The 15,297-nt window shown below is 59.1% G+C and carries 12 protein-coding genes and 2 tRNA genes; 5 read left to right on the plus strand and 9 right to left on the minus strand.

Annotation, left to right across the window (positions count from 1 at the left end; translation table 11 throughout):
• Positions 1–146: 146 nt before the first annotated feature.
• The 6 genes from HF949_RS13765 to HF949_RS13790 all read right to left on the minus strand — a co-directional run bounded on the left by HF949_RS13765 (position 147) and on the right by HF949_RS13790 (position 9,151).
• On the minus strand, positions 147–1,253 hold the full coding sequence (locus HF949_RS13765) for an outer membrane protein transport protein (RefSeq protein ID WP_292896146.1): 1,107 nt from the start codon (positions 1,251–1,253) through the stop codon (positions 147–149).
• A 407-nt stretch (positions 1,254–1,660) separates the two neighbouring features.
• Positions 1,661–4,513: a valine--tRNA ligase gene (locus HF949_RS13770; protein ID WP_292896148.1), complete on the minus strand. Its 2,853-nt coding sequence runs from the start codon at positions 4,511–4,513 to the stop codon at positions 1,661–1,663.
• A gap of 186 nt (positions 4,514–4,699) precedes the next feature.
• A complete protein-coding gene (locus tag HF949_RS13775; protein WP_292896150.1) occupies positions 4,700–5,494 on the minus strand; it encodes a PopZ family protein in 795 nt (264 codons plus the stop codon).
• Between the two features lie 254 nt (positions 5,495–5,748).
• Positions 5,749–7,113, minus strand: a complete 1,365-nt coding sequence (locus HF949_RS13780; RefSeq protein WP_292896152.1) for a TolC family outer membrane protein — start codon at positions 7,111–7,113, stop codon at positions 5,749–5,751.
• 206 nt (positions 7,114–7,319) lie between these two features.
• Positions 7,320–7,994, minus strand: a complete 675-nt coding sequence (locus tag HF949_RS13785; protein ID WP_292896154.1) for a protein-L-isoaspartate O-methyltransferase family protein — start codon at positions 7,992–7,994, stop codon at positions 7,320–7,322.
• 221 nt (positions 7,995–8,215) lie between these two features.
• The gene (locus tag HF949_RS13790; RefSeq protein WP_292896156.1) at positions 8,216–9,151 is read right to left on the minus strand and encodes a pirin family protein; all 936 of its coding nucleotides are present in this window, start codon (positions 9,149–9,151) and stop codon (positions 8,216–8,218) included.
• Between the two features lie 359 nt (positions 9,152–9,510).
• Here HF949_RS13790 and HF949_RS13795 point away from each other — a divergent pair, with 359 nt between their 5' ends.
• On the plus strand, positions 9,511–10,449 hold the full coding sequence (locus HF949_RS13795) for a hypothetical protein (protein WP_292896158.1): 939 nt from the start codon (positions 9,511–9,513) through the stop codon (positions 10,447–10,449).
• A gap of 85 nt (positions 10,450–10,534) precedes the next feature.
• Here the strand turns inward: HF949_RS13795 and HF949_RS13800 are convergent.
• Both HF949_RS13800 and HF949_RS13805 read right to left on the minus strand, forming a co-directional pair.
• Positions 10,535–10,608 (minus strand) — tRNA-Cys (locus HF949_RS13800).
• A gap of 118 nt (positions 10,609–10,726) precedes the next feature.
• Positions 10,727–10,957, minus strand: a complete 231-nt coding sequence (locus HF949_RS13805; RefSeq protein WP_404934951.1) for a hypothetical protein — start codon at positions 10,955–10,957, stop codon at positions 10,727–10,729.
• A 246-nt stretch (positions 10,958–11,203) separates the two neighbouring features.
• On the opposite strand from HF949_RS13805, the gene HF949_RS13810 reads away from it, so the two are divergent.
• From HF949_RS13810 to HF949_RS13825, 4 genes are all read left to right on the plus strand, one after another.
• A tRNA-Asn gene (locus tag HF949_RS13810) sits at positions 11,204–11,278 on the plus strand.
• 201 nt (positions 11,279–11,479) lie between these two features.
• Entirely contained in the window at positions 11,480–13,057 is a 1,578-nt protein-coding gene (locus tag HF949_RS13815) for a CYTH and CHAD domain-containing protein (protein WP_292896162.1), read from the plus strand.
• A 145-nt stretch (positions 13,058–13,202) separates the two neighbouring features.
• Positions 13,203–13,445, plus strand: coding sequence for a hypothetical protein (locus HF949_RS13820; RefSeq protein WP_292896164.1), 243 nt, complete (start codon positions 13,203–13,205; stop codon positions 13,443–13,445).
• A 23-nt stretch (positions 13,446–13,468) separates the two neighbouring features.
• A complete protein-coding gene (locus HF949_RS13825; RefSeq protein ID WP_292896166.1) occupies positions 13,469–14,917 on the plus strand; it encodes a cryptochrome/photolyase family protein in 1,449 nt (482 codons plus the stop codon).
• 9 nt (positions 14,918–14,926) lie between these two features.
• On the opposite strand, the gene HF949_RS13830 is transcribed toward HF949_RS13825, so the two are convergent.
• Complete coding sequence (locus tag HF949_RS13830; protein ID WP_292896167.1) at positions 14,927–15,223, minus strand: Dabb family protein; 297 nt, start codon at positions 15,221–15,223, stop codon at positions 14,927–14,929.
• Positions 15,224–15,297: the final 74 nt, after the last annotated feature.

Here is a 15,297-nt window from a genome sequence, read left to right on the forward strand (position 1 = left end):
CCGTCACAATACAAGTCTTGTCACCCGCCGCCGCCTGCCCGCTCATCCCGCTGGAAGACCGCTTCTCCTTCCCGAGACCAAAAGACCCGGCCGAAGCCGGGTCTTGGGGGAAATGGGATCAATCCCTCGATATCGATAAATGGGGCCTACCATTTGACCTTGTAGTTGGCCGATATGATGCCGGCCCAACCTGAATCCACGGCATTGCCGATTTCGATCCCCTTCGTGGCCTCGGCGCTGGCCAGATAAGATACAGCACCGCCCAGGCGGAGTTCCCCACCAAGAGAATCCTTCATGCTGACACCGGCGGCCAAAAGCCATTTGTCGGTGCGGAAATCATAGCCGGTCGAGACGCCACGGTCCCACTGAAGGCTGACGAGGCCCGACACATTATCTGTAAACGCGTGGCCAATACCACCGGTGACGGTCCAGCCATCCCGCCAGTAATACTGGTTCTGGCTGGTGCCGACGCCGGTCACATTGAGGTTCAGCGTTTCATTAACAGACCAGTCAGTCCAACGGACAGAACCAAAGGCAAGCCAGCCAGGTGCGATGCCGGATTGAACTTTCAATTCCACACTTTGCGGAAGTTCACCATTTCCCGCAGCCGGTACCGGGACGATTACACCCGGTCCCATCATCAGATTGCCGCTGCCGGTGGCATCATGCGTCGTGCCCGAACGATACATAAGCTCGGTGCGAAACGCGATGTCCGGTATTTCGTAAGCGACACCGGCCCGCCACCCCACGGCACTGCTCGTGAGATCTACGTCAAGAGCACCCGCGCCACCGAGGAAGTCATAGTTGAACTTTTCAAGAAACGCCCCGCCCAGGACGGCAAGTCGCCCCTTCCCCATGTTCATGAACACGGCACAGGTCGCCCCGAATTCGGTAACCGTAAATTTCTCTGACAGCTTGCCCGCCGGACCGAAGGGCGAAGCGTATGTCGAGGCAGCACCATAGACATCCGTATAGGTGCCAGCGCATGAGAGATTGTCTGAAACCTTAAACTTCACAGCACCGGAAGGAATGGCATAGGTGTCCAGATAATCCGTACCCACAAGAGCCGGATTCGTCGACTTGGAAAACTTCTGCGTCGGAACGACGATGATCGCACCTGCACGCATGTTAAAGTTACCATCCTCATAAAGGATGTCGGTGTCAGCAGTACCACGCGAAAAACCGCCCGCCTGAGCTGAACCAATAGCCGCAGCCAGAACGGTCGAAGCCGATAGAATGCGAACCAAACGCATGAGATCCCCTCTCCTCCAATTGCTCATTCAAGAATAGCAGCGCCATCCCGAACCTCAATTGTTACTGTACAGCTTGTCGCACCTCACGCTTACGTGAACGTAATACGCCTATCGGATATTGGCGTGACAACCTGCTCGCCTTGGCTCAGCAAAGCCGCGATGGCCTTAAAATTCCCCTGAAATCGACACATTTTGCTCCAACGAATTCGCAAATTCGACACCAGTTGCACAATAGCAACACCCGCCGGAGATTTCGCGAAACCGTCACAAACCGGTCGCGCGGAACGTCTCCGACACGCGTCTTCGCCACCCGATCACGAATCATACGGCGCAATGAGAAAGCCGCGCTCACCGCACAGGGCGAACGCGGCTTGGGAGCCTATGTCAAACGCAGGAATAGTGGTCGATCAGCCCGCTTCGTTCACGCGGGCAAGCGCCACTTCCAGCCGCGCCTTCGCATCGGCGAATTCAGCCAGTTTCTCGCGCTCGGCCGCAACGATTTCCTGCGGCGCATTCGTAACGAACTTCTCGTTGCCAAGCTTCTTTTCCAGTCGCTGCATTTCCGCCGCGGTCTTGGCGATCTCCTTTTCAAGCCGGGCAGCTTCCGCCGACAGGTCGATCAGGTCACCGAGCGGCAGGCAGAACGTGGTGTCGCCGAGCACGATCTGCGCCGATCCCTTCGGCGCCTCACCGGCAAAACCAAGCTCTCCCACGCGTGCAAGCCGCCGAATTGCCGGATCGTGCCGTGCAATGCGCGCGCGCGTTGCCTCATCGGCATCGACTGCCACTAGCGGTGCAGTGGCGGAAGGCGGCACATTCATCTCGGCGCGCACCGAACGGATGCCGGACACCAGGTCCACAAGCCAGTTGATGTCAGCTGCCGCATCCTCGTCCTCAAAGTCGGGTGCCGGCCAACGGGTCAGCGCCAGAACGCTCTCCCGGCCAGCGTCCCCTCCCGTATGTGCCCAGAGTTCCTCTGTCATGAACGGCATCATCGGATGAAGAAGCTTGTAGGTTTCTTCAAGCACGTAGGCCGCGCAGGCCCGGGCCTCGGCCTTGGCGGCCTCGTCATCCCCTGCGAAAACAGGTTTCAGAAGCTCCAGATACCAGTCACAGAACAGGCTCCAGACAAACCGGTAGGCTGTCCCCGCCGCTTCGTTGAAGCGGTAGGCCTCGATGCTCTCGGTAATTCCCCTGGCGGCCCGCGTCAGCTCGGTCAGGATCCAGCGATTGATGGCAAGCTTCGCATTGCCAGGGCGGAAGTTCTCGTCACGCTTGACACCGTTCATCTCGGCAAAACGCGTCGCATTCCAAAGCTTGGTGCCGAAATTGCGATAACCAGCCACACGCGCAGGGTCCAGCTTCACGTCACGACCTTGCGCTGCCATGATTGCAAGCGTGAAGCGCAACGCATCGGCGCCATACTCGTCAATCAGCTCGAGCGGATCGATGACATTGCCCTTCGACTTCGACATCTTGGCGCCGTTCTTATCCCGCACCAGCGCGTGGACATAGACCGTGTGGAACGGCTCCTCCTCCATGAAGTGCATGCCCATCATCATCATCCGGGCGACCCAGAAGAAGATGATGTCGAAGCCTGTCACCAGAACCGAGGTCGGGTAGTATCGTGCCAGCTCAGGCGTCTTGTCCGGCCAGCCCAGCGTGGAAAAAGGCCACAGAGCAGATGAGAACCAGGTGTCGAGCACATCCTCGTCACGGGTGAGAATTTCGCCGGGCTTGAAATTCTCCAGCTTCTCCTCAACCCAGGCCTTCCAGGGCCCTTCATGCGAGATATAGTGCTGGATTGCAGCTTCAAGCGCGGTTTCTTCGTCCTTCTCGACGAAGACCTGCCCATCCGGTCCATACCACGCGGGAATCTGATGGCCCCACCAGAGCTGGCGGGAAACGCACCATGGCTGGATATTCTCCATCCACTCGAAATAGGTCTTCTCCCAGGTCTTTGGCACGAATTTGGTACGGCCCTCGCGAACGGAAGCAATGGCCGTTTTCGCCAGGGTCTTCGCGTCCACATACCACTGATCGGTGAGGAATGGTTCGATCGGCACTCCGCCGCGGTCGCCGTGTGGCACCGTATGCTTGTGGGGCTCGACCTTCTCCAGAAGCCCCGCCTCCTCCATCATTGCGACAATCTTCTCGCGCGCCTCGAAGCGATCGATACCATCCAGTTCGGCGATCGTGCGCGCGAGCGGCGCGTCCGCACCTTCCAGCCCTTCGAGAAAAGCTTCATTGCCTTTAAGGGTGAGCGTGGCGTCGGTCGCCATGATGTTGATCTGTGCCAGATCATGGCGCTTGCCTACCTCGAAGTCGTTGAAATCGTGCGCAGGCGTCATTTTCACCGCGCCGGTGCCCGCTTCCGGATCCGGATAGTCGTCGGCGACGATCGGGATGCGCCGTCCAACCAGTGGCAACAGCACATTCTTTCCCACCAGTTCCCTGTAGCGTGGATCCTCAGGATGCACCGCAACACCGGAATCGCCCAGCATGGTTTCCGGGCGGGTCGTGGCAACCACCACATAGTCCCGCGTCTCATAGCCATCCGGCTGGCCGTCGGAGGGCCGCCAGGTGACCCGGTTGCCTTCATCGTCCAGCTTGTAGGGATGTTCATAGGTCAGCCCATCAGCCAGCGGATAGCGGAAATGCCAAAGGTTGCCGTTGGTCTCGACCTGCTCGACCTCGAGATCCGAAATCGCCGTCAGGAGTTTCGGGTCCCAGTTTACGAGACGTTTGTCCTTATAGATGAGTTCCTGCTTGTAGAGTGAAACGAAGACCTCGACCACGGCCTTTGAAAGTCCCTCGTCCATGGTGAAGCGTTCACGCGACCAGTCGCAGGAGGCCCCCAGCCGCTTGAGCTGGTTCATGATTGCGCCGCCGGACTCAGCCTTCCATTCCCAGACTTTGTCGACGAATTTTTCCCGCCCCATGTCGCGGCGGTGCTGCTGCTTTTCCATGAGCTGACGCTCAACCACCATCTGCGTGGCGATGCCCGCATGGTCCATGCCTGGCTGCCATAGAACGTCCTTGCCGCGCATGCGTTCGAAACGCACCATGATGTCCTGCAACGTGTTGTTGAGAGCATGGCCCATATGCAGCGAGCCGGTCACATTCGGTGGCGGAATGACAATGGTGAAGGATTCCGCACCCGCTTCCGCGCCGGCTCCGGCCTTGAAGGCATCGGCCTCTTCCCAGCGAGCGGCGATTTTCGGCTCGACGCTTGCCGCGTCGTAAGTCTTCTCAAGCATAAGGGTTTCCGCGCTAGAGCAATCCCGGAAACATGGAAAAGGCCCCTCCGGAACTGCGTGGAATCAACAAACGATCACCTCGCCACCCATCAAAAGACAGCAAAGCGACAGACCAGCAATCTGGTCTCTTCACAGAACGGTGTAAAGCCGAAGGGTCAGGTCAAGTCAACCGGCAGGCGGTGCGGTCTATCCGCCACGCGCAATCCGCTCGATCTCCTCGCGCACGAGACGTTCGACAATGGTCGGCAGATTGTTGTCGAGCCAGTCCTGCAACATCGGTCTCAGCATTTCTTCGGCCATCTGGTCGAAATTGCGCCGGCGGCTGGCTTCAAAGGCTTCGTTCAACTCTCCGAACGCCGCAGCGACCTTGCGGCCGGTATATTCTGAGAGAATGCCTTGCTTCGCTTCATCAGCCCGCTCGGCAGCAGCCGGCAGGCGCGGTTCATTCTCATGCGCTTTATTCTCGACGCGACCAGCGCTCTCAACGGAAGCTGGCGCATTCGGTACAGCGTCAACCTCGGCGATCCGCTGCATCAGCCCGCGATCGACTGTCGAGGCATACGATGAGGATGAACCTGCGACATGCGCTCCCGGGGCCTCGGCATCAGAGGCTGCCTCCGAAACTGACGTCTCCCGCAGCTCCGACTTGAAGGTTTCAACGTCACCCGACGTGTCAGCGCTCGGCGCTTCGTCATGCCTGACCGGCTGGACGGGCGAAGCTTCTTCGCGATCCGGGCTCGGCTGCCGGCTCGGTGCATCGCCCCGGCCATGGGCCTCGTTCCGCTGTGTCAAAGCTTCGCTCGCAGCAACAGGCTCGGGAACCGCTTTTTCGGAAGATTTTGCTGAGGGAGCGTCATTATCCTCGATAATGCGCCGAATCGAGGCGAGTATCTCCTCCATGGAGGGCTCACGTTGACTCCCGTTGGAAGTCAGCGCCTCGACTGCAGCTTCCATCTTCTGCGCCCCAAAACCCTGTGACATCGTAAAACTTGCCGCCTCCAACTGCGTCCGCCTCACCTGCCTGCCCGGAACGAAGATTTCAGATCTATCCGGGCGCCGGAACAGACGGTCGAATCATATGGACCAGCGTAACGCACGGTCAGCCCCATGAGAATCCCCGTCCCCATGCAGTTTCGGGTTGCACACAAGAATGCCGGGCTCAACGGAGACCGGCATTCCATCAAGGCTCAATTTTTGAAAGAGGTGAGCAACACCCGAGGCGTAACAGGCAGCTCTCAGCGACCATCTGGGGTACGCAGGCCGTACCATTTGTCCTTGACTGCCTGGTAGTGCTCTTCGGGGCGATACTCGCTGACCTGAAGCCCGAGCCGGCTGGCGGAAAGCCGGCCGGTCGCCGACAGAATCGCAAAGCTGGCAACCACGATGTCGCGCTCCGCGTTCACTTGATTGATCTTTGCATCAATCACATCCGCCTGCGCGTTCAAGACATCGAGCGTGGTACGCTGCCCCACATTGCGCTCTTCGATCACGCCATTGAGTGCCAATTGTGCGGCCTGCACCAGTTCACGATTGGCCGCGAGCGATTCCCGCGCCGCCTGATACTGGCTCCATGCCGACACGACGGCCGCGCGAACCTGGTCGCGACTGACATCAAGATTGATGCGCGCCTGGCCAAGCGTTTCCTTGTTTTTGCGTACTTGAGCAGAGGCCTGACCGCCCTGGTAAATCGGCACAGTCAGGTTCAGCCCGATGCGTGCACTGTCGCTCGATCCATCGCTCGAGAGGCCTGGCGAGGTATCCCGATAACTGTGTGACAGCCCAACCGAGCCGGAAAGCTGTGGAAGGAAAGCACCTTCGGAAGATTTTACACGGAAAGATGCGGTGTCGATCTGGTGTTGACGCGCCTTGATGACCGGGTGCTCTGCGAGGCCAAGCGCAAGCGCGCTGTCCAAATTCTTCGGCAGCAAATTCGTCAGAGGTCCGGCCGCTTTCAGGTCCTTGGGCGCATCGCCGATAAGCTGGCGATAAACAGCCGAACTGGATGTGACCGCCGCACGTGCCGCACTGAGCTGAGCCAGAGCGGCCTGCCGCCGGGCCTGGGCCTGTGCAACGTCGGTCCGGGTCCCCTCACCCACGTCGAAGCGCGAGCGGGCCGAACGGACCTGCTCTTCCAGAAATTCGAGATTCTGCGCCCTTAACGCCGCGATCTGGCGATCACGAATCACATCCATATAGGCGCTGGCAGCGTTGAAAAGCGTGTCGAGTTCCTGATTTCTCAAGGCCTCATTGGCCGCCCGCACGGACGCCTCGGCAGCTTCCACATTGTTGCGCGTCTGAAAACCATCGAAAATCGGCTGCGTAAGCGAGATACCGAATTCGCCGGTGCGAATGTCGGTGCCGTCATTGTGGGTCAGAGCGAGCGAAGCCGTACCCTGGACACGCGGCCGCATGCCGGATTTCGCGATGGCGACATCTTCATCCGTGATTCGAACGCCTGCACGTTCCGCATTGAGGGTGGAGTTGTTTTCGTAAGCCTTTGCCAGAGCACCCAGAATGGTCTCGGCGGAAACGGTGACTGGCGTCGCAATCAACGCGGATGAGGCCACAAGGGGGATAAGGAAACGACGATAAAAAGGCACGATCTGTCAACCTCGGACTGTTATCGGCAGCCGCGTCTTTCAGGACACCACCACCCCGACTTATGTGTTCCGGTCTTTCGACCGGTGTCCACGCCCGGGAGACACCGATAACAGCAAGTCCCCCACCCCCAAATCAGGCGCTCTTTAAATAGATGTTACATCAATCCCTTGATCAATTCCGTTGCAGGAAAGCAACAAGTCTCACCTCAAAAAATGAATGCCGGCTCCTCCTGGAACCCGGGCAGCGGCCTGATTGCGAGATTGAAGGCCGGACGGCTCGAAACGATGCCGTCGTCCTTCACGAAAAGATGCGCCTGCGCCGCGTTTCCTTCACCGATCACTGCAACGAGACGTCCCCCATCGCGCAATTGATCCAGAAGGCTCTGCGGAACACGGTCAACGGCCCCTCCTATGACGATCACGTCATAGGGTGCATCGTCTGCATATCCACCCTGCAAGGCACCGCCCACGACGGCAACATTGACGCATCCGAGATCGCTGAGCGCCTCGGTCGCCATCCCCGCGAGCGCCTCGTCGCTTTCCAGCGCGACAACAAAGCTCGCGAGGCGCGATAGCACGGCTGCAGAATAGCCCGTGCCCGAGCCGACATCGAGAACCACGTCGCTGGACTGCACGTCAGCAAGCTGAACAAGCTTGCCGAAAGCCGCAGGCTCCATCAGATAACGGGCGCCGTTCCCCTCGGCAGCCGAAGCGATTTCGATATCCTCGTCAATATAGGCGAGTGCTTTCTTGCGTCCCGGCACAAAGGCCTCACGCGGAATCTCACCCATCGCTGTCAAAAGTGCGTTGCTCGTCACATCGGACGTCCGCAACTGCCCTTCCACCATATTGGCGCGCTGCTGGGAGAAATCGATTGTCATGCGTCAGATCCCGAAGCCTGTTCTCGCGCGATGTGCAGGAGAGGTTTCCCGCTTCGGCGAAAACAACGATTTGAAGGGTTTGCTAACGGCTGCCGCCGCCCCTGTCAATCGCTCTGCGGCAGCCAGTCGTGGACCACTGACACCTGCCGAAAGAGCTTCCGGCGCAAGCGGAAAGGTCTGGCCATGTTGCAAGGGACCGCAGGCATGCGACGCTTCACCGCTCAGCCGGGCAGCGCAACGAATTCCTGGTCGTCTCCGTGTGGCAGGTCGAAAAGCCCCGCGCCCCAGTCTGCCCTGCGCCAGTCGTCCTTGGCCGCTTCTATGCGCTCTTGTGAGGAGGCGACGAAATTCCACCAGATGTATCGCGGTCCGCTCATTGTGGCACCACCAAGCACCATCAGACGCGCGCCTTTCGCTCCTGCCCCCACCGTAATGGGATCACCTGGCCGGAAAACCATCATGCGTCCTGCTTCAAAAACCTGCCCCGCCACAGAGATTTCCCCCTCGATGACGTAAACGCCCCGATCCTCATGATCGTCCGGCAGTGGGAAACGCGCGCCGGCGTCCAGTTTTACATCGGCATAGAACGTGTCGGTATAGACCGTCGCGGGTGCCGTCTGGCCATAGGCGCTCCCCAGAATGAGCCTCAGACGCACGCCATCGTCGTCGATTTGGGGAAGCGCCTTCTTCCCGTGGTGTTCGAAAACAGGCTCTGCATCCTCCATTGCCTCCGGCAACGCCACCCAAGTCTGAATGCCAAATAGGCTGTGTGGCCCCTGCCGTGAAGCGGCACTAGTGCGTTCCGAGTGAGAAACGCCCCGCCCGGCCACCATCCAGTTTAACGCGCCGGGATGAATGATCTGATCTGAGCCGATGCTATCGCGATGATGGAAATCGCCACGAAAGAGATAGGTCACGGTTGCCAGCCCGATATGAGGATGGGGCCGGACATCGATCCCCTGACCGGTCAGAAACTCCGCCGGGCCCGCCTGATCGAAGAAGATGAACGGTCCCACCATCTGCCGCTTCGGTGCAGGCAGCGCCCGACGCACCTCGAAGCCGCCAATGTCACGCGCCCGCGGAACGATCAGCGTTTCGATGGAATCGGCCTCGATATCATTCGGACAGCCCGGCGTGAGAGCGGGATTCCAGCTCATGACAACATCCTTCGTGGCAAACATCTGATTTTGAGAAAGTCTATCATCATGGTCCGTGGCCGGGAACGTCAGCCATATTGACAGTCTGTCTCCATCCGCAGGCCTGAGCGTTCCGCAGGTTGGACCGCGCGTTCATCTCCTGCCTGGAGCTTCTTCCTGCTGGCTGATCGCGTTCCGGCCAAAATCTGCATTCTGTCGACAGTCCTGTGCTGGAGCGCTTGCGCCCCGGCGCATCGCGCAGATGAGGAAGCCGCCCATTTATCCGGCAGGGGTATCCCGGTAAGTCGAATTCATGAATTGCGTTCGCAGCGATATCCGGCACCGTTTTCCCTTGCAGAGCAAGGCTTGGGCAGAACGAGATGAAAGCATACCTGTCTTTTGCAATTTTGTTTCAGCTGATGCTGATCGCGCCGGTTACCGCCCTTGACCTTGAGGTTTGCAATTCGGGCGAACAGACGGTTTTCGTCGCTCACGCGGAATCGTCCCTCAATTCGCCTTACAGGGCTGTCGGCGGATGGACGCAGCTGACATCGCGCAAATGCTGGAAGCGCGAAGCTCCGAAAATGGACAGAATGTCGGTTCTGGTGGCCTATATAGACAAGAAGGGGCGCCTTGGTGCCGTTCCGTTCAATCCCGATTTCCGGGCCGGCGGGCAATATCCGCTTTCTCGAGGCCCCTACTCATACTGCGTCCATCCCAGGGATCGTTTTTTCCGTCCCCAGGCTCAACCGGGTGGCAGGCACTGCCCGCGCGCCATGGTTCCCGTCAAGTTCCCTTTCTACATTGCGGGGCGACGGGCGTCAGGCAGCCTCGCCAAACTGCATGTGTCTGTTGAGCCTGGCACGCTCCACGAAGATCACGCCGTCATCCCCTGGGAGCCTGCGAAAGCCCCTCCCGACCCGCAGGAAGAGCGCTACGCGGATGCGGGCAGGATAGATCTGTTGCGCGGCCCGAGCGCACGGCAGATCGAAGCGGCCGAATACCGAAATCTTCAGTTTCGCCTGCAGCTAGCCAATGCCTTGATTCTAAAAGATGCGAAGCTGAAGATCCACGCGCTCGATCTGGACAGATGTCTGTCGACCAAGAACGGACCGTTCTATTGCCGATACAGGCTTGACGCCCGGATCGAAGCCTCGAAGGAGGTGCGTCCGATGGCCCAACTTCTGAACCTCGGCTTTCTCTTCAAGGGATACTACTGGTCGTCCTTCACGGTAAGCCGTGGCCGCTGGGTGATCGAGAAGCAATATGAGGGCTGCAGACTTTCGGATGTGCAGATCAGATGCTGGAGCCGCAAATAGGCCGAGAATGCCTCATCCCCGCGTCACGGAAAAGCGCGGTTCGTCGCCGTCCAACGTGCTGAGAATACTGGATGGAAAGAAGAATTGGAGGCCTCGCCCGGAATCGAACCGGGGTGCAAGGATTTGCAGTCCTCTGCGTAACCACTCCGCCACGAGGCCATGCCGCAAGCGGCACCGGGCTGTTCAATAGGTTGCGTCCAATTCCTCGTCAAGCGGGCAAATGTGATTGCCACGAAAATAACCGGGGAGACAGCTCGTTTCCACTGTCGCAATCCGGTCACCCGCCACGCGAGCGCTGCCTTCCTTCTCTCCGCCTGTTCCACCACACGGTGGCTTTGCGCCTTTGGCGGCGTACCGATGCGATGTCATAGGATAGTATGAGCAGGCCAAGGGGAATCATCCAGAAGCCAAGCACTGGCAGAAATCCGAACAGCCCGAGCACCACCAGCATGCAGCCTCCCCCGATTCGGGCGAGCCGTGACCGGGGGATGGGAATCCGCTTGCCCATGAGAGAGACCGAAGGGCGTCCGTTCTTCCCCGCCGCCGTATCTGTGTTTCGCTGCACCATGCGTCGTACCATCGCCCCTTGGCGGCCCACCAATATCTTCCATGCCAATGCCGGACCTTCCATATGCGTTGCGAAATCCCTCAATGGGAGGGGCGACCTGAAAAAAACCGCGAAAATCACAATTGGCGCTTTGCAAAGCTGAATTTGGTTTGCTATAGGCACGCTCACTCGCACGAGCACAGGCATTCCCCGGTAGCTCAGTGGTAGAGCAACCGGCTGTTAACCGGTTGGTCGCTGGTTCGAATCCGGCCCGGGGAGCCATTCTTTATCAAGAGCCGTCCGATATTGTGCCAGCCGCCTTTCGGCCGGACTGCGTTCGCTGGCGGTTTGCCGCCTTTGCGTGCTAATTGTCACCACCTGATCCTTGCAACTCCTCACGAAACCCGGGCCAGCGCGAATGGTTTGCGCCGCAAGAACGTTTCATCCTGTATGGATCCGGTCTAGTATAAACCGTAGCCGAGCGTGCTCGCACTGCGGAATTTGCGGGGATCTTTCTTGCCAGAAATCGAGTTGAAGCTTTTGCTGGAGAAACAGCAAGTGCCCGACACTCTCGCGCGCATCGAGCGACTACCTACCGCAACACGCAGGATACGCGGCACACGGCATCTGCACAGCCTCTATTTCGACACGTCGGAAGGTGCTCTGCGCGAAAATGGAATTACGCTGCGTCTTCGGTGCACGGGCACGCAATGGCTGCAAACGATCAAGCTCGACGGCTCCATCAAAGGCGGTCTGTCCAGGGTCACCGAAATCGAGCGGATGGTTCCTGCGGGCGTGGTTTCCATCGATGCAATCGAAAACGAGGAAGTCCGGGATCGCATCACACGGCTCGTTAAGAACACCCAACTCCAAACGGTTGCTGAAACCCGCATACGCCGCACGCAGGTCGACCTTCATCTCGACGACGGTACAAAAGCCGAAATCGCTTTAGACAGCGGCGCCGTGAAGGCAGCAGGACGCAGCGCCCCTCTCCATGAGCTCGAGATCGAGTTGATCGAGGGACACCCAACCGGCCTCTACAGAGGCGCACGCATGATACTGCCGGATGGCGCCCTGAGGTTTTCCCGCTTCTCCAAGGCGGCACGCAGTGTTCTCCTGGCCAAACACGGTTACATTGAGCCCCCTGCCGTGCCCCGCAAGGCAGTTCGCGTGCCGATTACCCGAAAGAGCAGCATTGGCGAAGCAGCCGAGGACATGCTGCAGGAATGTCTGGCGCAGATTTCAGCAAACATCGAGGCTGTCCGGAAAACCGAGGATATGGAAGGCCCACATCAATTGCGCATTGGCCTTCGGAGGCTGCGCAGCGCGCTTTCCCTGTTCAACAGGGTGATCGAACCCTCCATTGTTATCCAGTTTGCAAATGAGGCACGCTGGTTGGGCCACGAGGTCGGGCGCTTGCGCGATCTTGACGTCGTCCTCAACGATGTCGCCCGCCCTTTCTATGCCAGAATTCACCGGGAACCCGGCGCAAACCTCGTTTTGAGCACACTTGAGCGGCACGCCCGTAAGGTTCGTGCCGATCTCCGGCATACGCTGTCTACAGAGCGCGTGAACGTCTTTTTGCTTGGTCTCTCCGAATTGATCCAGACAGGTCTTCGCACACCGGCAAAACCCAACCGAAAACTCAAAGATCTGGCAGATGAGAAACTGGAAAAACGGTGGAACCACCTCCTCACCCGGGCTGAAGGGATCGAGAGCTTCGCCACGGATCAGAAACACGCGTTGCGCAAGGCGCTGAAAAAGCTCCGCTATGCGATAGAGTTCCTCGGCCCCCTCTACGCGCCTGCCGATGTGAAGCGATTATCGAGCCGGCTGAAAACGCTGCAAACGATGTTTGGCAGTCTGAACGACGCAGCCGTGACCCAGTTGATTCTCTGCAGGCCGCCACTCTCCTCCATCAACGACCCGTCCGCGCAACGCGCCATCGGCCGCCTGTTGGGAGCCTGTGAAACACGCAGCGTCTATGATTGGCCCGCCACGATCGAAGACTGGAAGCGATTGCAGGCGTTCCGCCCGTTCTGGCAGCATTCCCAGCCGTAGGTCGGCGCTCTTGCTGAATGCTGTCCCTCGAACACGCCCGTCCCTGTGCACGACCCGAACACGGATGCGTGAGCTGCCTGAGATCGACGGAACGTTTTTAAACCGCACCGATTGTATGTGAACACACCAGATTCGGGCGGGAACCATGAAACAGCAACCTGACACACGGCCTCATACCTCGCTGGCCACTTTATCGCGCGCGCTTCCAAACGACATCGTTGCGGCCCTCGACCGCTTCAGCGCCATGGAGGGCGCCGGGATGACCCGTGAGCAGGCGCTCCTCACAGCACTCAGAACATGGGCTCTTTCGAAGGGGCTTCTAAAGACGCAGGAAGGTGGCCGTGAGGGCTTGCGCCCCGAACAACTCAACGCCACAAACGATGATTGATCCTCATGTGCATGGGAGAGTGCATGGTCCCCGATGATGAGCGTCCGGTGCTGCTCCTGTTCCGGCATGATTTGCGCCTCAGCGATAATCTTGCCCTTTGCGCCGCCGCGGGAACAGGGCGTCCGGTTGTCGCCGCCTTTGTTCTCGAGGAGACAAGCAAAGGCGCTCGAACACTCGGCGGCGCGCGCCGCTGGTGGCTTCACCACAGTCTTGCGGCGTTGAGGGAAGAGCTCGGAAAGCTTGGCCTGCACCTGGTTCTGCGTGCCGGCCCCATGGTCGAGATCGCCATTTCGCTGGCCGAGGAAACCCATGCAGGCGCCGTTTACTGGAATCGGCGTTACGACCCCGCAGGCATGGCAACCGACACTCTGTTGAAAGCCACTCTCAAAGAGCGCGGGATCGAAACGGACAGTTTCTCCGGGCACCTGCTTCACGAGCCCTGGCGTTTGAAGACCGGATCTGGAGGCCCCTACCGGGTCTTCACGCCTTTCTGGCGTTCCATGATGGAATCCATACACCCGCGCCCACCGGCCGACGCACCCGAAATGATCACGCCCTACAGGGATGATTTGCCGGGCGACGCACTTGAAGACTGGAACCTTCTTCCAAAGAAGCCCGATTGGTCGAAAGGCCTGCAGGAAAGCTGGACGCCAGGCGAGGCTGGCGCGCGCGAAAGACTGGCGGACTTCATCAACGGCACCGGCGAGAACTACAGATCCCGTCGCGACCTCATGGCCGAAACTGGCACCTCCGGTCTCTCACCGCATCTTGCGCATGGTGAGATCACCCCATTTCAGATCTGGCAGGCATTGGAAGGTGAAAGCGAGATCGGCGAGGAGGATCTGCAGACGTTTCGCAGGGAGATCGGCTGGCGCGAATTCTGCTGGCACCTCCTGTTCCACAACCCGAAATTTGCCACAGAAAACTTCAACCGTAATTTCGACGCCTTTCCCTGGCGAGACGACCAGAATGCGCTGCAAAGCTGGCAGCGCGGCGAAACGGGTTACCCCGTTGTCGATGCGGCCATGCGCCAGCTTTGGCAGACCGGCTGGATGCACAACCGGGCGAGGATGGTTGTCGCTTCATTCCTCGTAAAACATCTGGGCATCCATTGGCGCAAAGGCGAGGAATGGTTCTGGGACACACTTGTTGATGCCGACCCCGCCTCCAACCCGGCCAACTGGCAGTGGGTGGCAGGGTCCGGTGCCGATGCTGCACCGTTCTTCCGCATCTTCAATCCCGTTCTGCAGGGAGAAAAATTCGACCCGGTGGGAAAATTCGCGCGCCGATACGTGCCCGAACTCGCCGCCCTCCCCGACAAACATTTGCATCAGCCATGGAAAGCTCCTCAAAGCGCTCTTGAGAAGGCTGAGATAGAACTCGGCAAAACCTACCCACGCCCGATAGTCGACCACAGGGCAGCCCGCGAACGCGCGCTCCTCGCGTATAAATCAGTCAGGAATGCAGGCTGAGCACCCCTGTCAGCCGGACTTTCTGGAAACGAAATCCGCCGCGACGCGCATCTCCCGAAGAGGCCGCACTTTTGCAGTGCATGCCTGGTAGGTCGGATGAGCCTTGTAAGCGGCGAGCGCTGCTTCGTCGCGGAATTCCGCGTAAACAATGACATCCACCTCGGTGCCGATCTGATCGACCTTGCGGTTGAGACCGACTTCAAAAAAATCCGAATGCGGAATGTCGGCCAGCATACCAAGCCCCTCCGCAATGCGGCCCACATCCGCCTCATCTTTGGCACTGAAGAAAACGATGTGTCGAATCACGGGCCTGCCTCCTGAAATCGTGTCCGCAAATCGCGCTGCAGGGCCCGAATGTCAATGCATCGTCACGCCGCAGG

Source organism: Nitratireductor sp. (genome assembly GCF_017794765.1).
Lineage (GTDB): Bacteria > Pseudomonadota > Alphaproteobacteria > Rhizobiales > Rhizobiaceae > Nitratireductor.

Excerpts from the sequence above, each read along its gene's own strand:
- HF949_RS13770 (WP_292896148.1), bottom strand. The coding sequence starts at position 4,513 with ATGCTTGAGAAGACTTACGACGCGGCAAGCGTCGAGCCGAAAATCGCC.
- HF949_RS13805 (WP_404934951.1), bottom strand. The coding sequence starts at position 10,957 with ATGGGCAAGCGGATTCCCATCCCCCGGTCACGGCTCGCCCGAATCGGG.
- HF949_RS13775 (WP_292896150.1), bottom strand. The coding sequence starts at position 5,494 with ATGTCACAGGGTTTTGGGGCGCAGAAGATGGAAGCTGCAGTCGAGGCG.
- HF949_RS13825 (WP_292896166.1), top strand. The coding sequence starts at position 13,469 with ATGGTCCCCGATGATGAGCGTCCGGTGCTGCTCCTGTTCCGGCATGAT.
- HF949_RS13820 (WP_292896164.1), top strand. The coding sequence starts at position 13,203 with ATGAAACAGCAACCTGACACACGGCCTCATACCTCGCTGGCCACTTTA.
- HF949_RS13765 (WP_292896146.1), bottom strand. The coding sequence starts at position 1,253 with ATGCGTTTGGTTCGCATTCTATCGGCTTCGACCGTTCTGGCTGCGGCT.
- HF949_RS13795 (WP_292896158.1), top strand. The coding sequence starts at position 9,511 with ATGAAAGCATACCTGTCTTTTGCAATTTTGTTTCAGCTGATGCTGATC.
- HF949_RS13790 (WP_292896156.1), bottom strand. The coding sequence starts at position 9,151 with ATGAGCTGGAATCCCGCTCTCACGCCGGGCTGTCCGAATGATATCGAG.
- HF949_RS13785 (WP_292896154.1), bottom strand. The coding sequence starts at position 7,994 with ATGACAATCGATTTCTCCCAGCAGCGCGCCAATATGGTGGAAGGGCAG.